This is a genomic window from Achromobacter marplatensis, assembly GCF_049060505.1.
GTDB classification, from domain to species: Bacteria; Pseudomonadota; Gammaproteobacteria; order Burkholderiales; family Burkholderiaceae_B; genus Achromobacter; species Achromobacter marplatensis_A.
Genome location: NZ_JBMGRB010000004.1, coordinates 110,139 through 130,408, shown reverse-complemented (window position 1 = coordinate 130,408; position 20,270 = coordinate 110,139). Strand labels below are relative to the sequence as shown.

Sequence of the window (20,270 nt, the reverse complement as noted above, 5' to 3'; positions counted from 1 at the left end):
CGGCGCGCCGCTTGTGGATAACCCGCAAGCGCGCGCCGCGCACAGCCCGGGCCTGCCCGCCCACAGAATGGAAGGACCCGCATGCGGCTCATCATCAATTCCGGCGGCCCGTCCGCCATCGACGCATGGCGCGAACAGTTCCGCGCCTTCGCGCCCGAACTGGACGTGGTGGGCTGGCATGAAGACATCGACCCGGCCACCGTCGACTACGCGCTGGTCTGGGCCCCCGACGCCGGCCGGCTGGCCACCTTTACCCGCCTGAAGCTCATCATCAGCGCCGGCGCCGGCGTCGACCACATCCTGGCCGACCCGCAGCTGCCGCGCCACCTGTCCATCGCCCGCATGATCACCGCCCGGACCCGCACCGAAATGGCCGAGTTCGTGCTGACGTCCGCGCTGATGCTGACCCGCGACATCAAACGGGTCGTGGACAACCAGGCGCGCCGCCACTGGGAGCTTTTCGACTCGCTACGCGTGGCCGCCGACATGCGCGTCGGCATCATGGGCCTGGGACACCTGGGCGTGGCCGCCGCCGAACTACTGTCCCGCGTGGGCTTTCCCGTCACTGGCTGGTCGCGGGGCGCCAGCACGCTGGAAGGCCTGCCCTCATACGCCGGCCAGGCCCAGTTTGGCGAATTCCTGGCGGGCACGGACTTGCTCGTCTGCCTGCTGCCCGCCACGGATGCCACAAGAGGCATCCTCGACACCGCCACGTTGTCGCAACTTCCACGTGGCGCCAGCCTGATCAACGCGGGCCGCGGATCGCACATGGTCACGCAAGACGTCGTAGATGCCTTGAACAGCGGCCAGCTGCACCAGGCGATCCTGGACGTTTTCGAGCAAGAACCGCTGCCCCAGGATTCGCCGTTGTGGACGCATCCCGGCATCATCATCACGCCGCATTGCGCCGCGATCCCCGACCGCAAGGAACGCGCCCGGCACACCGCGTTGTTGATCGCGGCCAACGAGCGCGGCGAGCCATTGCCGAACATCTACGATCCGCAGCGCGGGTATTGATAATGCGGGCATGATGGGTTGCGCGCGTTCGACACCGCCGCACGAACCCGACCCGGACGCGCTCCACCCATCCTACGGGCGCATGGAGGCATGGAAAGCGGACCCGCGGATCGACGGTCAACCGTCCGCCGATCCGACGCACCACACATCCGACGGCGGTTATGCGCAACTCCCCGACGCAAGACATCGCGTAAGCCCCAAAAGGCCGCCCGCGCGGCCGGCCTGGGGCGGGTCCCGCAAGATCCTCCACCAGCCCCCGTTCGAGGTGAGAACGCAAGAGCGCAACTCTCCCCCGCTGACGCGAGATTGCATCTGACCGAGCCTGGCGTGGCGGTGTCGCGCGGTGCGCGGGGCGTCGATAAGCCCGAGGGAATCTGAAGGAACCGCCGAAGGCGGCGACGAAGATGACAAGGGGGAAGTCCGGAGCGAAGGCTCCGGACCGCAATCGTTGACCCGCGCACCGCGCGACGCCGCCGCGACAGGCGTCAAAAGAACCCTTCAGTCACGCCCCAAGATAACGACAACAAACCCCACGAAAAACCGCAAAATCTGCAAACCCCCCAAAGCTACATTGCCCTCCAAGGAGCAAGCATGAAGCCCGAAACCCGAACCCGGGCCCTACAACGAAATGAGCCAGCCCTACCAATGGATGTTCTCGGAATGGCTGCCCGCCAGCGGCATGGTGCCGGCTGACTTTCCCATGTTCGAGCAATACCTGAATGACCCGCGCAGCACCCCGCCCGCGCAATTGCAGACCCGCATCTGCCTGCTCCTGAAATAGCGGCGGAAATTACCCGAGCACGCCGGCCAGATACTGCCGCAGCCACGCGTGCGCGGGATCGTCCTGATAGCGCTCGTGCCAGTACAGCGACACGGCGATCGGCGGCAGCGTCAGCGGCACCTTTAACGTGACGATGCGCGCCGCGCCCGTCATCGCGCGGGCGATGCTGACCGGCATCGTCGCGATCAGGTCCGAGCCCTCCACGATGAACGGACAGACCAGATAACTGGACAACGTCGCCACGATCTTGCGGCTGCGGTTTTGTCCCATCAGAATGCGATCAATCGCGGTGCTGAAATAGCGCGTGTGCGCCGCCAGGTCCAAGTGGCCATAGCGCAGATAGGCGTCCAGATTCCAGCGCTTTCGCAAGCATGGATGCCCTTCGCGCACGATGCACACCGCCGGCTCCTGGTACAGGAACCGCGTGCGCAGGTCCGGGGCCGGGTCAGGGAAATAGCCTGCAATCAATTCCACATGATTCGTGTCCAGCATGCTCAGGCCGTGCTGTGGGCGCGCCGGCACGATCTGCAATTGAAAATGCGGCGCGTCTACCGCCAGCCGCGGGATCAACTTGGGCAACAACGTGAACTGCACATAGTCCGTCGCATAGAACGATAGCCTGCGCGACGAGTGCATGGGGTCGAAGGCTTCGCGGGTGCGGGTAGCTCGATGCCAGCTTTCCAAAAGCGGCTTGAAATTCTGATGCAGCTCCATCGCGCGCAACGTGGGTTGCCACACACCGCCTTCGCGCACCAGCAAGGGGTCGCCAAACAGCTGGCGCAGCCGGTTCATCGCCGCGCTCATTGCCGGCTGGCTGATGTTCAACTGCTCGGCCGCGCGCGAGACGTTGCGGCACGCCATCAGCGCGTCGAAATGCAGAAGCAGATTCAAGTCCGGATTCTTCACGGCCGCGCACCTATAAATAGCAGTTATACAAATATAAGCCCATAGGGCTGCTGTCATTGAATCCCCAGGCCTAGCATGGCCTTGTTGTTGCAGCGAACCAAGGTCGGACACGCATGATCCGGCCACAAGGAAGTTCTATCAACAAGGGGAAACCAAGCCATGAACCAAGGGCTGATACGCAGTTGCTGTCGCATTGCCGCCGGGGTCGCGTTGTTTGCGGCCGCCGGTTCCGCCAGCGCCGCCTGGCCGGATAAAGTGATCCGCATCGTCGTGCCGTTCGCGGCCGGCGGGTCGACCGACCTGATCGCGCGCAAGGTGGCCGAAGGACTGGGCCAGCGCCTGTCCGCCAACGTCATCGTTGAAAACCGCCCCGGCGCTGGCGGTACGGTGGGCACCGAGTACGTGGCTCGGCAACCGGCCGACGGCTACACCATCCTGATGGGCTCGGTCAGCACGCACGGCAGCGCGCCCTGCGTGTATTCCAAGCTGCCGTATGACGCCATCAAGGACTTCACGCCCTTGACCGTGGTGGCCACGATTCCCAACGTGATGTCGGTCAACCAGTCGGTGCCAGCCAAGACCTTGCAGGAATTCGTGGCGCTGTTGAAGAAAGAGCCTGAAAAGTACTCCTTCGCCTCCAACGGCCAGGGCACGTCCAACCATCTGGCCGCCGAACTCTTCAAGACCACCGCCGGCGTGTCGATGGTGCACGTGCCCTATCGCGGATCCGGGCCGGCGCTGATTGATCTGGTCGGCGGGCAAATCAACATGATGGTCGACGTTGTGATGACGTCCTACCCCTACATCAAGGACGGCAAGATCAAGGCGCTGGCGGTGACGTCGCCGCAGCGTTCGCCGATGCTGCCCGATGTGCCGACCGTGGCGGAATCCGGGTATCCGGGCTACGAGGCCATGGTGTGGTTCGGCATGCTGGCGCCGGCCGGCCTGCCCGAACCGCTGCGGCAAAAGCTCACCGACGGCCTGGTGCAGACCTTGCACGCGCCCGCCATGAAGACCTATCTGGAGCAGCAAGGCGCGCAGGTGTCGGACGTGGCGGGGCCGGTGTTCGGCACGATGATCAAAGATGAAATCAGCAAGTGGTGCCAGGTGGTGAAGAAGGCCGACATCCGCCTGGATTGATCCGCCCGGCCCACAAGACTCTTTTTGGAAAGAACGATATGTATCGCATTGGGATAGACGTCGGAGGCACGTTTACCGATTTCACGATGATCGACGAGGACGCTGGCGTGGTGCACTTTCACAAAGTGCCTTCCACGCCGCACGATCCTTCGGAAGCCATCGCCACCGGCATCGGCCAGATGTTGGCCGACCACGGCGTGCCGCCCTCGCAGGTGTCGCACGTGGGGCACGGCACGACGGTCGCCACCAACCTCATCATCGAACGCAAGGGCGCGCGCGTGGGGCTGATCACCACGCGCGGCTTCCGCGACGTGCTGGAGATCGGCCGCCAGACGCGGCCGCATCTGTACGACTACAGCGGGGGCAAACCCCCTGTCGCCGTGCCGCGCGAGTTCCGTATTGAAGTGGACGAGCGCGTCAACGCGGCGGGTGAGGTGTTGACGCCGCTGGACGACGAGCAGGTGCTGGCTGCCGCGCGCCAGTTCGCCGCGGCTGGCATTGAAGCCGTGACGATCTGCTTCCTGCACGCCTACCGCAATCCGGCGCACGAACGCCGGGCGGCGCGGCTCGTGGAGGAGGTCATGCCGGGGGTCTACATCAGCCAGTCGTCCGATGTGCTGCCGGAGTTCCGCGAATATGAACGCCTGTCGACGACCGTGCTGAATGCCGCCGTCGGGCCGAAGATGGCGCGCTATCTGGAACGCTTCCTGCTGCGCGTGCGGGAATTGAATATCGATCATGAGCCGCACACCATCCACTCCAATGGCGGGCTGATGTCGATTGCCACGGTGCGCCAGTATCCCGTGCGGACCTGCCTGTCGGGGCCGGCGGCGGGCGTGGTGGGGGCGGCCGCCGTGGGCCGCGCCATCGGTAGCCTGAATCTGGTCACCTTCGATGTGGGCGGAACCAGCACGGATGTATCCCTGGTGTGCGATGGCCGTCCCTTGTTCACATCGCATCGCCATGTGGCGGGCTATCCCGTCAAGACGCCGATGGTGGATATCCACGTGATCGGCGCGGGCGGGGGCAGCATCGCGTGGCTGGACGACGCGGGCGCGCTGAAAGTGGGCCCGCACAGCGCGGGCGCCGTGCCGGGGCCGGTGGGTTACGGCCGCGGCGGCCAGGAACCGACAATCACCGACGCCGAGATCGTTTTGCAGCGGCTGAACCCCGTGGCCTTGCTGAACGGCCGCATGCCGGTGTACGCCGACGCGGCGCGGCAAGTGATCGATGAACGCGTGGCCAAGCCGCTGGGCCTGGACCGGGACGCTGCCGCCGAAGGAATCCTGCGCATCGCGGCCGCGAACATGAGCCGGGCCATCCGCGCCGTATCGACCGAGCGCGGCTACGACCTGTCGGACTTCGCGTTGTATGCCTACGGCGGCGCGGGGCCGCTGCACGCGGTGGAAGTGGCCGAGGAATGCGGCATCCCGGTCGTGATCGTGCCGCAGGAGCCGGGCACCATGTGCGCGCGCGGCATTCTGCTCAGCGACATTTCGTTCGACTTCGTGCAAAGCGAGATCTCGCTGGCCGGCGAAGACACGTGGCCGGCGATTGCGGCCATCTTCACGGGCCTGCGCACGCAAGCCGAAAACTGGTTGGCGGAAGAACGCGTGGACCCTGCGCTTCGCGTCTATCGCAGCGCGATCGACGCCCGCTACGAAGGACAAAACTTTGAAGTGCAGGTCAGCCTGGACGACACCGGCGTGGGCGGCCATGCGGAATTCGCGCGCCGTTTCGCCGAGGCGCACGAACGCGAATACGGCTACACGGTGGACGACCGTAAGGTGCAGATCATCAACTGCCGCATGCAGGCGGTGGGCCAGGTGGTGAAGGCGCCGCTTGCGCCACGCCAGATCGGCGGGGTGCTGGCGGACGCCAGGATCGGCCAGCGCGACGCCTATTTCGGACCCGTGCACGGATGGCAGGAGACACCGGTGTACGACCGCGATCGCGTGCCCACCGGCGCGCGCTTCGTCGGCCCCGCACTGCTGGAAGAAATGAGTTCGACCACCGTCGTCGGCGTGGGCCAGCACGCCAGCGTCGACGAATACGGCAACCTGATCATCCGTTTGCAAGGAGGCTTGCATGACTAAGCCCGACCATTCCAGTTCCAGCGTGGCGCTGGCCGACCCCATTGGCATGGAGGTGTTCTGCAACCGCCTGCTGTCCATCACCGAAGACATGAACAACACGCTGGTGCGGGCGTCGTTCTCCACCAACATCAAGGAACGCAAGGACTGCTCGGTAGCGTTGTTCGACGCGGCGGGCCGGCTGGTGGCGCAAGGCACGCAGATACCGCTGCACCTGGGCTCGCTGGACGGCGCGATGGGCGCGATCTTGCGCACGTTCAAGACCGCCGACATTCGCGACGGCGACGTCTTCATCTGCAACGACCCCTATCTGGCAGACGGCAGCCACTTGCCCGACATCAACATCGTTACCCCCGTGTTCTGGGAAGGCGTGCTGCGCTTCTTCGCGGCCAATATCGCGCACCATTCTGACGTTGGCGGCGCCGTGCCAGGATCGATCGCGGGCGGCTTGAAGTCCATTTTCGAGGAAGGCATTCGCATCCCCGCCTGCCGCATCGCGAAGCATGGCGAGACGGACGAGGACATGCTGCGCCTGATCTGCGCCAACACCCGCGACCCCGAAGAGCGTGTGCTGGATCTGCGCGTGCAAATGGCGACAAACCGCCGGGGCGCGGCCGCGGTGCAAGGCCTGATCCGGCAGATGGGACTGGACGCGGTGCTGCGCTCCGTGGATGACGTGATCGCGTACACGCGCCGGCGCCTGCTCAACCGCATCGCCGAGCTGCGGCAAGGCAGCTACACGTTCCGCAGCGATCTGGACGACGACGGAATGGGCGGGGATCCGGTGCCGATTCAAGTGACGCTGACCGTGCGGCCCGGCAATCTGCATTTCGACTTCGACGGCTCCGGCAAGCAGGCGCGCGGCGCGATGAACCTGCCGATCAATGCGTTGCGCGCTTGCGTGTACTACGCGGTCAAAGCGCTGCTGGATCCGGACCTGGCGCCCAACGCCGGCTTGTTCGACCCTATTACCGTGTCGGCGCCGCAGGGCACCATCACCAACCCGGAACATCCGGCGGCAGTGGGCGCGCGGTCGATCACGGCGCAGAAGGTGGCAGGCGCGATCTTCGGCGCGTTCCGCGGCTTGCTGCCGCCCGAGAAGACCATGGCGTCCAGCAACGACTGCTGCCCCGCCATCGTGTTTTCGGGCCGCTGGCGCGAGCGCGCGGGGCACTTCGTCTATCTGGAAACCTTGGGCGGCGGCGCAGGGGCTCGCTTCGATGCGGACGGGATGGACGCGGTCCACGTGCATATGACCAACACGTCCAACCTGCCGGTTGAAGCGCTGGAAAACGAGTATCCGTTGATGATGGACGAGTACGCCATGATCCCCGACTCCGGCGGCGTCGGCCGCACGCGCGGCGGACTGGCGATCGCCAAGCAGATCCGGGCGGTTGGGCCGGGCATCGTTTTTTCGGCGCGCTCGGACAGCCACACGGTGGGCGTGGCGGCCGGGGTGGACGGCGGCGGCGACGGACGCCGCGCACGGCTGATCCGCAATTACGGCACGCCACAGGCCGAAGCGCTGTTTTCCAAGACGGCCAACATTGCCCTGGCGCCGGGCGACAGCGTGCGCATCGAAACGCCAGGCGGGGGGGGGTATGGCGCGCCGGCCGAGCGGTTACGCGCGCGCATCGCGCAGGATCTGGCCGACGGGAAAGTCAGCGCGGCGGCTGCGCGCGCCGCCTATGGCGCAGGCGCCGTGCCCGTCACCCCACGTTGAGCGTCATCGAATACTTCATCTTGTCGTGCGGGAAGGTGGTGATGGTGGCCAGCAGCAGCAGGCCGCCATCACCGTAATAGCGGCGGGTGATGACAAAGCCCGCCGTCTTGGGCTCGACCTTCAACTGCTTGGCGATGGTGGCGTTGATGGGCGTGGCCGAGAATTCCTGGTTCACCTCGGTGATGCGGTCGCCGAAGTGGTCTTCGATCAGGCGCAGCAGCGAAATGCGCGATTTGACCTCGACGCGCACGTCTGAATGTTCGGGGTCGGCGTAGATCAGCGTGCTGGCCGCGGCGGTGTCCTGGTCGTCCAGGGTCTTGATGGAGTTGATGTGCAGCCAGGACTTGTCGGGTGTGCAGCCCAGTGCCTCAGCCAGCCGCTTGGGCAGCTTGATGGTGCGCACGTCTTGTACCAACAGGGCGGCGTTGCGCGCGTATTGCAGCAGGTCGGGAAATTGCGAGATGCGCTGTGTGAACCGGGTGCTGGCGCGGGCGGTCTCGACGCGGGTGCCCACACCCGGGCGGCGCGACACCATGCCGGCAACCGTCAGCATGCGGATCGCTTCGCGGATGGTGTGGCGGCTGGCGTTGAACTGGTCGCAGAGCTCGTGTTCGGTCGGCAGCAGCGTCATGACCGGGTAGCGGCCGGTGCTGATGTCGTGCGACAGCGTTTGGAAAATGCTCTTGTAGCGGGGGCCGCCAACGTCACCGTCCGGCGCCTGCGATTCGGGTTTCCCGCGCGCCTGCCGTGCTCCGCCAGGGCCGGCCGCGCGCTCGGAGGATCGGGTCATGGGGGGGACTCCTTGCATTGTTATATGGGGTTTGTACGGACAATAACCGATTGACAACGATGTCTCGTCGGATCCATTATTTGTCCGGACATTCATGTACGGACAAAGTGTACCAACAATCGGGGGTTCTCATGGGTAAGGTACTTGCAGTGATCGCGGCGACGACGGTGGCCGTCGGACTCAGCGCAAATGCAGCAGCGCAGCAGAAGTTGGTGGTGGCCGGCTACGGCGGTTCGTTCGAAGACATCATGCGCAAGGACATCTTCCCGCCCTTCGCCAAGCAACACGGCGTCGAGCTGGACTATGTGGCCGGCAATTCCACCAATACGGTGGCGCGGCTGCAAGCGCAAAAGAGCAACCAGCAGATCGACGTGGCCATCATCGATGACGGCCCCATGTACCAGGCCATCGCGTTGGGGTTTTGCGAACCCATCAAGGGCCTTTCGAGCGACGATATCTACAGCACCGCGCGCTACAAGGACGACAAGGCGGTGGCCATCGGCATCGTGGCCACCGGCATCATGTACAACAAAAAGGTCTTCGACGAAAAGAAGTGGGCGCCGCCCACGTCCTGGAAGGATTTGAAGGACCCGAAGTACAAGAAACAGCTGGTGGTGCCGCCACTGAACAACACCTACGGGCTGCACGCGCTGGTGGAATATGCGCGCGAAGGCGGGGGCGGCGAAAAGAAGATCGACGCGGGCTTCACCACCTTCAAGAACGAGGTGGGTCCCAACGTGCTGGTCTACGAGCCGTCGCCCGGCAAGATGACCGAGCTGTTTTCATCCGGCCAGGCGGTGATCTCGGTGTGGGGCAGCGGCCGGGCCAAATCGTTTGCCGACACCGGCTTCCCGGTGGGCTTCGTGTATCCGCAGGAAGGCGCCTACGCGCTGCTGTCCTCGGTGTGCCCCGTCGCCAAGCCCAAGACGAATCCCATGGCGCAGGCGTTCGTGCAGTACCTGGTCACGCCGGAAGTGCAGGAAAAGCTGGCTAGCGCCTACGGCTACGGACCGGTCAACAAGAAGGCGAAGGTCGCCGACGACCCGCGCGTGCCGCTGCCTATCGGCAAGCGCGCCGCCGATTTGATCGTGATCGACTGGGACACGGTGAACCAGAACCGCGACGACTGGAACAAGCGCTGGACGCGGGAAATCGAGCGCTGATACGCGTAGCCGGTAGTGCAATACGGGGCGGCGCGGCGCGTCGCCCACGGGAGCCTTCATGACTTATTTAGTGCTGAACCGCCTTTGCAAGCGCTATGGCGAAACGACCGCCGTGGAAGAACTGAGCCTGTCCGTGAATCGCGGCGAGTTCATTTCGCTGCTGGGGCCATCGGGATGCGGCAAGACCACCACGCTGCAAATGATCGCGGGCTTTGTTGAACCCACCAGCGGCAGCATCGTGCTGGATGGCCGCGACGTTAGCCGGGTGCCGGCCAACAAGCGCGGTCTGGGGCTGGTGTTCCAGAACTATGCCCTGTTCCCGCACATGACCGCGTTTGAGAACGTATCGTTCGGCCTGGAGATGCAGCGCGTCAAGAAGGAAGAACGGGAAGCGCGCGTGGCCGATGCCTTGAAGCTGGTGGGCCTGTCCCATCTGGCGGACCGGCATCCGGCGCGCATGTCTGGCGGTCAGCAGCAGCGCGTGGCATTGGCGCGCGCGCTGGTGATTCGGCCCAGCGTGCTGCTGCTGGACGAACCGCTGTCGAACCTGGACGCCAAGCTGCGCGAGGAAATGCAGTTGGAACTGCGCAGCATCCAGCGCACGATCGGCACCACCACCATTCTTGTCACACACGATCAGTCCGAGGCGCTGGCGCTGTCGGATCGCATCGTGGTGATGAACCAGGGCCGGGTGGAACAGGTGGCCGAACCCTTCCAGGCCTACGAAGGGCCGGCCAGCCATTTCGTCGGCGGTTTCCTGGGCAAGGCCAATGTGTTCACACCGACGGCCGAGCAATACGAAAACGAGACGCGCGCACGCATCGGCGAAGCGCACATCCCGATGGCCGGCGCACCGGTGCCGCAGGGCGCGGTGATCGTGCGCCCGGAAAAAATCCTGTTCTCGGAACCCGCCGCCTGTGCCCTGCCCGGCCGCATGAAGACGCGCGTATTCCAGGGCAACCACTGGCTGTGCCAGGTTGATACGTCGGTGGGCGAAGTGATGGTGATTCGCCAGAACGACGGCGTGGCGGTGCCCGCCGAGGGCGAGCCCGTGCACTTGCGCTGGCGCGCGCAGGATATGTGCGAAGTCGCGGCCGCGCCCAAGGGTCTGGCGTCATGAGCACGCGCGCCAACCCGTGGATGCTGAGCGCGCCGGCGCTGGTGGTCTACGCCACCTTCCTGGTGGTGCCGATGGCGCTGGTGTTTCTGATCAGCTTCTTTGACTTCCAGTTCTATGGCGGCATGCAGGTGACCTTCACCTGGAAGAACTATTTCGAGATTTTCAGCGACGGCTACTACTACGAAATCTACGCGCGCACGTTCGGCGTGGCGGCGGCCGTGACGGTTGCGTGCCTGGTGCTGGGCACCGCCGAGGCCTACGTGCTGTCACGCATGGCCAACCCCTGGAAGGGCTTGTTCCTGATGGTGGTGCTGGGCCCCTTGCTGATTTCGGTGGTGGTGCGCACGCTGGGTTGGGCGCTGCTGTTCGGCTCCACCGGGCTGATCAACAAGGCGCTGATGGGCATCGGGCTGATCAACACCCCCGTGGACCTGATGTACAGCAACCTGGGCGTGGGCATCGCGCTGACGCACGTGCTGGTGCCCTTCATGGTGATCTCGGTGTGGGCGTCGCTGCAACGGATCAATCCGGCCACCGAAGCCGCCGCCTTGTCGCTGGGGGCATCGCAGTTCACCGTGATCCGGCGCGTGATCGTGCCGCAAGTCATGCCCGGCATTCTGTCGGGCGCGATCATGGTGTTCGCGATGGCGGCCAGCTCGTTCGCCACCCCCGCCATCATCGGCGGCCGGCGCTTGAAGAACGTGGCTACGGCGGCCTACGACGAATTCCTGAACACGCTGAACTGGCCGCTGGGCGCGGCGCTGGCCGTGGTGCTGCTGCTGGCCACCGTCGTCGTGCTGCTGTCGGCCAACCGGATCATTGAACGCAAGTACGGCGCCGTCTTCAACCAGGCAGGAGGCTGAGATGCCATTTCGAAACGGCCCCATCGGCCTGGTGTTCCACACGCTGTTCATCCTGTTCATCCTGGCGCCCATCGTCATGGTGTGCGCGGTGGCGTTCACGTCAGAGGGTTTTATTTCCCTGCCCACGGGCGGCTTGTCGTTGCGCTGGTTCCGCGCCATCTTGGACAACCCGCGTTTTGTCGAAGCGTTTTGGTTCAGCCTGGGTCTGGGCACCTTGTCGGCGACGCTAGCCATCGGGTTGGCCGTGCCCAGCGCGCTGGCCCTGGCCCGCAACCGCTTCCGTGGCCGCGAAGCGCTGGTGGCATTCTTCCTGTCGCCGCTGATGATCCCGCATGTGGTGCTGGGCCTGGCCTTCCTGAAGTTTTTCACCACCGTGGATCTGGCCGGCACCTATGTGGGTCTGGTGGTGGCGCACGTGATCCTTGTCATGCCATACGCGCTGCGCCTGGTACTGGCGTCGGCCACCGGCATCGACCCCGCGCTGGAGCGCGCCGCGCAATCGTTGGGCGCGTCCAACTGGACCGCGTTCCGGCGCGTGGTGCTGCCGCTGTTGCTGCCTGGCGTGGTCAGCGGCTGGGTTATCGCGTTCATCACCAGCTTTGATGAACTGACCATGTCGATCTTCATCGCTTCGCCGTCGACGACCACGCTGCCGGTGCGCATCTTCCTGCATATCGAAGACACCATCGATCCGCTCGTGACCGCCGTGTCGGCCGTGCTGATCTACGTGACGATCATCGCCATTTTCATTCTGGACCGCGTGGTCGGCCTGGAAAAGCTGTTTGTAGGAAAGGGACGCTAATGACGGACGAGAAAGAACTGGCGCCCCGCGCGCCCGTGCATCGCGGCATTTATGACGCCGTGGTGATCGGCGGCGGGCTGGTGGGATCGGCCATCGCCTATGGCTTGCGGCGCGAGCTGGACCATGTGGCCGTGCTGGACGAAGGCGACGTGGCCTACCGCGCGTCGCGCGGCAACTTCGGGCTGGTGTGGGTGCAGAGCAAAGGCATGGGCCTGCCGCGCTACGGCGTGTGGACGATGACGTCCGCGGCCGGTTGGCCGCGCTTGGCCGCGCAATTGCTGGAGGAAACCGGCGTAGACGTGCACCTGGAGCAGCGCGGCGGACTGCATGCGCTGCTAAGCGACGAAGAGGTGGAAGCGCGCGGCAAGTTCATGCAAACCCTGCTGGCGCAGCCCGGCATGGCGCAATACGACTGGAAGCTGCTGGACCGCGCGGAAGTGGCCGACCTGGTGCCGGGCATCGGCCCCGATGTGCGCGGCGCAACGTGGACGCCCGTCGACGGAATTGCCAACCCGCTCAAGCTGCTGCGCGCCTTGCATGCGAGTTTTGCACAGCGGGTTGTGGATTACCTGCCGCGCCGTCCGGCGCAAAGCATCAAGCAGCGCGATGGCGTGTTCGACATCGCGACGCCATCGGGCACGGTGCGCGCGCGCAAGGTGGTGCTGGCATCGGGCTTGTCCAACAAGGACCTGGGCGCGCAGGTTGGCCTGGACGTGCCGGTGCGCCCGCAACGCGGTCAGATCGTGGTGCTGGAACGCACGCGCCGCCTGCTGGAAACACCGTTGTCCACGTTGCGTCAGACGGACGAAGGCACGTGGCTGATCGGCGATTCGCAGGAAGAAGCCGGCTATGTGGATAACCTGGTGGGGCTGCCCATCCTGGGCACGCTGGCCGACCGCGCCGTGCGCACGCTGCCTGCATTGCGCGACGTGCGCGTGGTGCGCAGCTGGGCGGCGTTGCGCGTGATGTCCAAGGATGGTTTCCCGATCTATCAGCAATCCGAAACGTGCCCGGGCGCCTTCGTCGCCACCTGTCATAGCGGCGTGACGCTGGCCGCCGCGCACGCCCTCAATTTGGCGCCCATGATCGTGGCCGGCAAGCTTGCCGACGACATGGCGCCCTTCTCGACCCGGAGGTTTCATGTTCAAGAGGCTTGATGAGGCGCAGCGCCAGACGCAAGGCGCGCCGGTGCGCGTGACGGTCAACGGGGCCGAGCTGCAATGCCGCCAGGGCGACAGCGTGGCGGCCGCCTTGTTCGCGGGTGGCGTGTCGGCCTGTCGCGACACCGCCGTGAACGAAGTACCGCGCGGGCCCTATTGCATGATGGGCGTGTGCTACGACTGCCTGGTCACCATTGACGGCCAGGCGAACCAGCAGGGCTGCATGACGGCCGTGCGCGAAGGCATGAAGATCGAGCGCCAGCTGGGCGCGCGCAAGGTGCAGGCATGATCGAAACAACGCAATGCGATTTGCTGGTGGTGGGCGCGGGCCCGGCCGGGTTGGCCGCGGCGACGCTGGCGGCCGGGCTGGGCGTGGATACGGTGCTGCTGGATGAGCAGCCGGCGCCGGGCGGACAGATTTATCGCGCCATCACGACCACGCCGGTCACCGACCGGGGCATCCTGGGTGAAGACTATTGGCACGGTGCATCCCTGATCGCGCCCTTCAAGCAATCAGGCGCGCGCTACGTGCCGGGCGCCACCGTGTGGGCGGTGGCCGAGCGCACCGCGCCGCATCCCGAGAGGGGCTTCGAGGTGGCATATTCCGTGGCGGGCGAAGCGCGCATCGTCCATGCGCGCCGCTTGCTGCTGGCGACCGGCGCGCAGGAGCGCCCCTTCCCGATTCCGGGCTGGACGCTGCCGGGCGTGATTACGGCAGGCGCGGCGCAGATTTTGTTGAAGTCGGCGGGCGTGGTGCCGGCGGATCGCACGGTGCTGGCGGGCAGCGGCCCGCTGCTGTACCTGGTGGCCTGGCAATACCTGAATGCGGGCGTGAAGATCGACACGTTGCTGGAAACCACGCCACCTGGACGCATGGGCCAGGCGCTGCCCAAGGTGTGGGGCTTCCTGCGTTCGCCGTATCTGGGCAAGGGCTTGAAGCTGTTGCGCGCGGTGAAGGCAGCGGTGCCCATCACTCGCGGCGTGACGGCGTTGGAGGCGGTTGGCGACGGCAAGCTGCAAAGCGTGCGCTACACGGCCGGCGGCGTCACCAAGACCTTGCCCGCGGAACAGCTGATGCTGCATCAGGGCGTGGTGCCCAACGTGAATCTGTCGCGCGCCGTGGGTGCCGAGCATCGCTGGAATGAGGCGCTGGATTGTTGGGAGCCACAGGTCGATGAATGGGGCCTGACGACGGTGGACGGTATCGGCATGGCGGGTGACGGCGCCGGGATCGCGGGCGCGCTGGCGGCGGAACACCGGGGCCGGCTGGCCGCCTTGCAGGCCGCGCACCTGTTGGGCCGCATCGATGCCGCCAAACGCGATAGCCAGGCCGTGGCGCCACGCCAGGCGCTTGCCCGTGCCGTAAGAGGCCGCGAGTTCTTCGACGCGCTCTACAAGGCGCCTGACGCGTTCCGGCGGCCCACGGGCGACACCATCGTATGCCGCTGCGAAGAAGTGACCGCTGCGCAGGTGCGCGAAACGGTCAAGCTCGGTTGCAGCGGACCCAACCAGATGAAGGCATTTCTGCGCTGCGGCATGGGGCCGTGCCAGGGGCGCTTCTGCGGGCTGACGGTGGCTGAAATCATCGCTGAAGAGCGCGGCGTGCCCACGCAGGAAGTGGGCTATTACCGGCTGCGCTTTCCGACCAAGCCGTTGACGTTGGGCGAGCTGGCGTCGCTGCCGCAAACGGACGATTCCCGCCAGGCCGTTGTGCGCCTGAAAAAGTAATGCCATGACCGGTTCAACGCGGTCGGCGGCAGTCATCATCATCGGCGGGGGCCTGCACGGCAGTTCGGCCGCGCTGCATCTGGCGCGTGCGGGTGTGCCCGCCCTGGTGATCGAAAAGAACTACGTGGGCCGGCACGCGTCGGGCGTGAACGCGGGCGGCGTGCGGACCTTGTCGCGGCATTTGGCCGAAGTGCCGCTGGCGCTGGCGTCGCGCGAACTTTGGTATCGCATCGGCGACCTGGTGGATGACGACTGCGGTTTCGAGCAGCACGGCCAGGTGCGCGTGGCCGAGGACGCCGCCGACGTCGAGACCTTGCAGCAGCGCCTGCGGACGATGACCGGCCACGGCTACACGCACGAGCAGTGGATCAGCGCCGAGGACCTGCGCGACATGATCCCCGCCATCGCGCCCACCATCCAGGGCGGGCTGATCGCGCGTGAAGACGGGGCCGCCGATCCATATCGCACGACGCTGGCGTTTCGCACCAAGGCCGCCAGCCTGGGCGCGCGCTTTCTGGAAGGCGTGCGGGTCGACCGTGTCGCGCACGACGGCGGCCAATGGCGGGTGGACACCGACGCCGGCACCTACACCGCGCCGCAAGTGTTGAACTGCGCGGGCGCCTGGGCTGACCGCATCACGGCGCAGTGGGGTGAACCGGTGCCGCTGCTGGCCATCAGCCCGATGATGTTGGTGACGTTGCGCATGGATCATTTCCTGGACCCGGTCGTGCTGGGCACCGGGCGTGCGCTATCGTTCAAACAGCGCGCGAACGGCACGGTGCTGATTGGCGGCGGACGCCGGGCCTGGGTGGACCGCGACGCGGAATGGACCGAACTGGATTTCCGCTCGTTGGCGGAAGGCGCTCGCACGGTTTGCGACTTGTTCCCGCACATGCGCGACGCCATCGTGAACCGAGGCTGGGCGGGTATCGAAGCGGCCATGCCGGACGAGATCCCCGTGATCGGCCGCAGCAGCCGCCACGAGACCGCGTTCCATGCGTTCGGCTTTTCGGCGCATGGCTTTGAACTGGGCCCCATCGTAGGCCGCATCATGGCCGACCTGATAACAACCGGCGCGACGGACATGCCCATCGCGCCATTTCGGATTACTCGTTTTTCGGACGCGAACATCGCGTCCACCCCATCAGAAAAGGAGCAAGGCGAATGAACGACGACATCGTGCGCAAGCAAACCAACCAGCGCCTGAGCCGCATCGTGATTCACGGCGATACGGTCTATGTGGCCGGCGTGACGTCAGCGGCCGAGGGCGGCATCGTGGCGCAGACGCGCGACGCGTTGGCGAAGATCGACGGTTATCTGGCCGAGGCCGGCACCGACAAGTCGCGGCTGCTGTCGGTGCAGATCTGGCTGAAGGATATCGACCGCGACTTCGCCGGCATGAACAGCGTGTGGGCCGAATGGGCGCTGCCCCATGCGATGCCCACCCGCGCCACCTGCGAGGCCAAGCTGGCCGCGCCGGAGCTGCTGGTGGAGATCATCGTGACGGCGGCCAAGCGGCCGCCGTATGTCAGCGGGCCGGTGTCTGAAAGCTGACCTGACCCGGGCGGCCCGGCAGATTCAAGGTGGCGGTAGCGGGCGGCGTGGTGGCAATCACCTGCCCCGCGCGCAGCACCATCAGGCGGGTCGCGCGCAGGCGTAGCGCTTCGACCGGGTCGCGCGCTTGCAACAGCACCAGGTCGGCGCGTTTGCCGACCGCGATGCCCGTGTCGTCCAGCCCCAGGATCTTGGCGGGCGTGGTCGTCACGGCCTCGAAACAGGCGCGCATGGCGTCCTGGCCCGTCATTTGGGCCACGTGCAGGCCCATGTGCGCCACTTCCAGCATGTCGCCAGAGCCCAGGCTGTACCACGGGTCCATCACGCAGTCATGGCCGAACGCCACCGGCACGCCGGCTGCCAGCAATTCGGGCACGCGCGTCATGCCGCGGCGCTTCGGGTAGGTGTCGTGGCGGCCTTGCAGCGTGATGTTGATCAGCGGGTTGGCAATCGCCGCGACGCCGGCTTCGCGCATCAGCGGGATCAGCTTGGACACGTAGTAGTTGTCCATGGAATGCATGGACGTCAGGTGCGAACCGGTGACGCGGCCATGCAGGCCCAGGCGCTGCGTGTGGTAGGCCAGCGTTTCGATATGGCGCGACAAGGGGTCGTCGCTTTCATCGCAGTGCATATCCACGCGCAGGCCGCGCTCGGCAGCCAGTTCACACAGGATGCGCACGGATTCGGCGCCGTCCTGCATGGTGCGTTCAAAGTGCGGAATGCCGCCCACGACGTCCACGCCCATGTCGAGCGCGCGCTTCAGGTTGTCCAGCGCACCGGGCGCGCGCAGCACGCCGTCTTGCGGGAAGGCCACCAGTTGCAGGTCCAGATAGGGTTTGACCTTCTCGCGCACGTGCAGCAGCGCTTCGGTGGCGAGCAAGCGCGGGTCACAGACGTCCACGTGCGAGCGAATGGCCAGCAGGCCGCGGGCAACGGCCCAGTCGCAATACGCCAACGCGCGTTCCACCAACGCTTCCTGCGTCAACAGCGGCTTCAGTTCCCCCCACAGCGCGATGCCTTCCAGCAAGGTGCCGGACTGATTCACGCGCGGCAGCCCGAACGACAGCGTGGAGTCCATGTGGAAGTGCGCGTCCACGAAGGGCGACGACACCAGCTGACCGGCGGCATCGATCACCTGCCCGGCTTCGGCCTTCAGCGCGGGTTCCACCGCCGTGATGCGACCCTGCGCCACGCCGATGTCGATGTTCGTGCGCCCATCGGGCAGCGTGCAGTTCTTGATAATCAGATCGAGCATGGATGCATCCTAAAAAATCCAGCAATTCACGGTGCACCAAAAGTACACCACCATCGGGGTCGCACGGATCCGGCTTTGCCGGTCCGTAGCGACGCCCCTGGGGGAAGCGCGCAGCGCTTCGGGGGGGCCCTCTACCTTTCGCCTTTGCGATATGGCTTCATCAGGGCTTGCGGGTAGGCGGCGCGGCGCGCCATCACCACCAGGGCCAGGATGGACAGGATGTAGGGCAGCATCAGGTACACCTGATACGGTAGCTCGGGCAGGCCGGGCAAGGCTGCTCCGCCCTGTTGCAGACGCAATTGCAGCGCGTCGAAGAAGGCGAAGATCAGCGCGCCCAGCAGCGCCTTGCCGGGGCGCCACGACGCGAACACCACCAGCGCCACGCAGACCCAGCCACGGCCGTTGACCATGTTGAAGAAGAACGCGTTGAACGCGGCCAGCGTCAGGAAGCTGCCGGCCACGCCCATCAGCGCGGAACCGGCCACGATGGCGCCCATGCGCAGCCGCGTGACGGACAGGCCCTGGCCTTCCGCAGCAGCCGGGTTTTCGCCCACCATGCGGATCGCCAGCCCGACCGGCGTGCGGTTCAGCACCCAGGCCAGGATCGGCACGGCGGCCAGCGCAATCAGCGTCATGGGCGTTTGCCCCGCCAACACCGGGCCGATCAGCGGAATGCCGTCCAGGAATTTCATCTCGGCAAACGGCGTGATGGTGGGCGGCGTGTTCACGCTGGGAAACGTCACGCGGTAGGCAAAGTACGACAGGCTGGTGGCAAGCAGCGTCACGCCTAATCCCGACACGTGTTGCGACAAGCCCAACGGCACCGTCAGCACGGCATGCAGCAAGCCGAACACGGCGCCGGCCAACGCCGCCGCCAGCACGCCCACGTACAGCGGCGCACCCAAATACACGACGAGCCAGCCGGTGAACGCACCCGCGGCCATGATGCCTTCGATGCCCAGGTTCAACACCCCCGCGCGCTCACACAGCAGCACGCCCAGGGTGCCCAGAATCAGCGGCGTCGCCAGACGCAGCACGGCGACCCAGAAGGCCGAGGAACTGATCAGATCCATCCATTCCATGGCGTGCTCCTCAAGCCCGGTTGCGGCGCAGGCGGTACTGCGCGAATAGCGTCGCAACCAGCATGGCAAGCAACGAGGTGGCGACGATGACGTCGGCGATATAGTTCGGCACCGCGATGGCGCGGCTCATGCTGTCCGCGCCCACCAGCATGCCGGCGACAAAGATACTGGCCAGCACCACGCCCAACGGATGCAGCCCGGCCAGCATGGCGACGACCACGCCGGTGTAGCCGTAGCCCGGCGACATATCCAGCGTGACGTAGCCGGTGCGGCCCGCCACTTCGATGGCGCCCGCCAGGCCGGCCAGCGCGCCCGACAACATCGCGGTGCCCAGCATCACGCGGTTGACCGGCAGGCCAAGGAAACGCGAGGCGTGCGCATTGGCACCCACGGCGCGCATCTGGAAGCCGAAGACGGTGTAGCGGTTCAACAGCCACAAACCCAGCGCCAGGCCGGCCGCCCACAGCAGGCCGGTGTGCGCACGCGTGCGTTCGATCAGCTTGCCCAGTTCCAGGTCGCCGTTAAGCGCTACCGATTGCGGCCAGCCCATCGCCATCGGGTCCTTCATCGGGCCGTCCAGCATCATGGACACGAACAGCAGCACGATGAAGTTGCCCAGCAGCGTGGTGACCACTTCGTCCACGCCCAGGCGGGTCTTCAGCAGCGCGGGAATCAGCAGCAGCAAAGCGCCCGCCAGGGCGGCCGCCAGCATCATGCCGCCGAACAGTACCGGCACGGGCAAGTCGAAGCCGGTGCCGTCATGCAGGCCGCCGATGGCGACCGCCGCCAGGGCGCCCAGATACAGCTGGCCCTCGGCGCCGATGTTGTAGAAGCGGGCGCGGAACGCCACGGCACAGGCCAGGCCCGTCAGCATCAGCGGCGTGGCGCGGGTCAGCGTTTCAGACAGCGCAAAGCGTGAGCCGAACGCGCCTTCGAACAGCAGCGCGTAGGTGCGGCCGACGGGGGCTCCCGCCCACGCCACCAGCAAGGTACAGACCGCCAGCGTAAAGAGGATGGCCGCGATGGGGGCCAAGGCCAGCGCCAGACGGCTGGGCTCGGGGCGGCGTTCCAGGATCAGTTTCATGCGAAAGAT

At 65.9% G+C, this 20,270-nt stretch carries 18 protein-coding genes and 1 pseudogene; 14 read left to right on the top strand and 5 right to left on the bottom strand.

Features of this window, described 5'->3' with window-relative positions; genetic code table 11:
• Positions 1 to 81: 81 nt before the first annotated feature.
• Together ACI0FO_RS11635 and ACI0FO_RS11630 are read left to right on the top strand one after the other, a co-directional pair.
• Positions 82 to 1,017, top strand: a complete 936-nt coding sequence (locus ACI0FO_RS11635) for a 2-hydroxyacid dehydrogenase (protein WP_416026819.1) — start codon at positions 82 to 84, stop codon at positions 1,015 to 1,017.
• 613 nt (positions 1,018 to 1,630) lie between these two features.
• Positions 1,631 to 1,798: pseudogene (locus ACI0FO_RS11630) on the top strand (AraC family transcriptional regulator); the annotation flags it as partial.
• A gap of 9 nt (positions 1,799 to 1,807) precedes the next feature.
• Here the strand turns inward: ACI0FO_RS11630 and ACI0FO_RS11625 are convergent.
• The gene (locus tag ACI0FO_RS11625) at positions 1,808 to 2,689 is read right to left on the bottom strand and encodes a LysR family transcriptional regulator (RefSeq protein ID WP_416026817.1); all 882 of its coding nucleotides are present in this window, start codon (positions 2,687 to 2,689) and stop codon (positions 1,808 to 1,810) included.
• A gap of 174 nt (positions 2,690 to 2,863) precedes the next feature.
• Here ACI0FO_RS11625 and ACI0FO_RS11620 point away from each other — a divergent pair, with 174 nt between their 5' ends.
• Genes ACI0FO_RS11620 through ACI0FO_RS11610 form a run of 3 tightly spaced genes read left to right on the top strand, consistent with a single transcriptional unit; the run spans position 2,864 to position 7,660 of the window.
• On the top strand, positions 2,864 to 3,844 hold the full coding sequence (locus tag ACI0FO_RS11620; protein WP_416026815.1) for a Bug family tripartite tricarboxylate transporter substrate binding protein: 981 nt from the start codon (positions 2,864 to 2,866) through the stop codon (positions 3,842 to 3,844).
• A 38-nt stretch (positions 3,845 to 3,882) separates the two neighbouring features.
• Entirely contained in the window at positions 3,883 to 5,940 is a 2,058-nt protein-coding gene (locus ACI0FO_RS11615; RefSeq protein ID WP_416026813.1) for a hydantoinase/oxoprolinase family protein, read from the top strand.
• On the top strand, positions 5,933 to 7,660 hold the full coding sequence (locus ACI0FO_RS11610; RefSeq protein WP_416026811.1) for a hydantoinase B/oxoprolinase family protein: 1,728 nt from the start codon (positions 5,933 to 5,935) through the stop codon (positions 7,658 to 7,660). Before ACI0FO_RS11615 ends, ACI0FO_RS11610 begins: the two co-directional genes overlap by 8 nt.
• Here the strand turns inward: ACI0FO_RS11610 and ACI0FO_RS11605 are convergent.
• Positions 7,647 to 8,450: a GntR family transcriptional regulator gene (locus tag ACI0FO_RS11605; protein WP_416026810.1), complete on the bottom strand. Its 804-nt coding sequence runs from the start codon at positions 8,448 to 8,450 to the stop codon at positions 7,647 to 7,649. The two genes, ACI0FO_RS11610 and ACI0FO_RS11605, sit on opposite strands and share 14 nt — an antisense overlap.
• A 131-nt stretch (positions 8,451 to 8,581) precedes the next feature.
• Here ACI0FO_RS11605 and ACI0FO_RS11600 point away from each other — a divergent pair, with 131 nt between their 5' ends.
• The 9 genes from ACI0FO_RS11600 to ACI0FO_RS11560 are packed head-to-tail and all read left to right on the top strand — an operon-like array spanning position 8,582 to position 16,840.
• Positions 8,582 to 9,613 carry an ABC transporter substrate-binding protein gene (locus tag ACI0FO_RS11600; protein ID WP_416026808.1) on the top strand — a complete coding sequence of 344 codons (1,032 nt, stop codon included), beginning with the start codon at positions 8,582 to 8,584 and terminating at the stop codon, positions 9,611 to 9,613.
• A 58-nt stretch (positions 9,614 to 9,671) separates the two neighbouring features.
• Positions 9,672 to 10,733, top strand: a complete 1,062-nt coding sequence (locus tag ACI0FO_RS11595; RefSeq protein ID WP_313456573.1) for an ABC transporter ATP-binding protein — start codon at positions 9,672 to 9,674, stop codon at positions 10,731 to 10,733.
• Positions 10,730 to 11,596 (top strand): ABC transporter permease, encoded by an 867-nt coding sequence (locus tag ACI0FO_RS11590; RefSeq protein ID WP_416026805.1) that lies wholly within the window; start codon positions 10,730 to 10,732, stop codon positions 11,594 to 11,596. Before ACI0FO_RS11595 ends, ACI0FO_RS11590 begins: the two co-directional genes overlap by 4 nt.
• A 1-nt stretch (position 11,597) precedes the next feature.
• Positions 11,598 to 12,398 (top strand): ABC transporter permease, encoded by an 801-nt coding sequence (locus tag ACI0FO_RS11585; RefSeq protein WP_416026803.1) that lies wholly within the window; start codon positions 11,598 to 11,600, stop codon positions 12,396 to 12,398.
• Positions 12,398 to 13,555: an NAD(P)/FAD-dependent oxidoreductase gene (locus ACI0FO_RS11580; RefSeq protein WP_416026801.1), complete on the top strand. Its 1,158-nt coding sequence runs from the start codon at positions 12,398 to 12,400 to the stop codon at positions 13,553 to 13,555. Before ACI0FO_RS11585 ends, ACI0FO_RS11580 begins: the two co-directional genes overlap by 1 nt.
• On the top strand, positions 13,539 to 13,847 hold the full coding sequence (locus tag ACI0FO_RS11575) for a (2Fe-2S)-binding protein (RefSeq protein WP_006227750.1): 309 nt from the start codon (positions 13,539 to 13,541) through the stop codon (positions 13,845 to 13,847). Before ACI0FO_RS11580 ends, ACI0FO_RS11575 begins: the two co-directional genes overlap by 17 nt.
• Positions 13,844 to 15,286 (top strand): NAD(P)/FAD-dependent oxidoreductase, encoded by a 1,443-nt coding sequence (locus tag ACI0FO_RS11570; protein ID WP_416026799.1) that lies wholly within the window; start codon positions 13,844 to 13,846, stop codon positions 15,284 to 15,286. Before ACI0FO_RS11575 ends, ACI0FO_RS11570 begins: the two co-directional genes overlap by 4 nt.
• A gap of 4 nt (positions 15,287 to 15,290) precedes the next feature.
• Positions 15,291 to 16,454 (top strand): NAD(P)/FAD-dependent oxidoreductase, encoded by a 1,164-nt coding sequence (locus tag ACI0FO_RS11565; protein WP_416026797.1) that lies wholly within the window; start codon positions 15,291 to 15,293, stop codon positions 16,452 to 16,454.
• Complete coding sequence (locus ACI0FO_RS11560; RefSeq protein ID WP_416026795.1) at positions 16,451 to 16,840, top strand: RidA family protein; 390 nt, start codon at positions 16,451 to 16,453, stop codon at positions 16,838 to 16,840. Before ACI0FO_RS11565 ends, ACI0FO_RS11560 begins: the two co-directional genes overlap by 4 nt.
• Here ACI0FO_RS11560 and ACI0FO_RS11555 read toward each other — a convergent pair.
• The 3 genes from ACI0FO_RS11555 to ACI0FO_RS11545 all read right to left on the bottom strand — a co-directional run bounded on the left by ACI0FO_RS11555 (position 16,815) and on the right by ACI0FO_RS11545 (position 20,261).
• Positions 16,815 to 18,095, bottom strand: a complete 1,281-nt coding sequence (locus ACI0FO_RS11555) for an amidohydrolase family protein (protein ID WP_416026793.1) — start codon at positions 18,093 to 18,095, stop codon at positions 16,815 to 16,817. The two genes, ACI0FO_RS11560 and ACI0FO_RS11555, sit on opposite strands and share 26 nt — an antisense overlap.
• Positions 18,096 to 18,226: 131 nt before the next feature.
• Positions 18,227 to 19,177 carry an ABC transporter permease gene (locus ACI0FO_RS11550; protein ID WP_088589856.1) on the bottom strand — a complete coding sequence of 317 codons (951 nt, stop codon included), beginning with the start codon at positions 19,175 to 19,177 and terminating at the stop codon, positions 18,227 to 18,229.
• A gap of 10 nt (positions 19,178 to 19,187) precedes the next feature.
• Positions 19,188 to 20,261, bottom strand: a complete 1,074-nt coding sequence (locus tag ACI0FO_RS11545) for an ABC transporter permease (protein ID WP_416026791.1) — start codon at positions 20,259 to 20,261, stop codon at positions 19,188 to 19,190.
• Between the last annotated feature and the right edge of the window lie 9 nt (positions 20,262 to 20,270).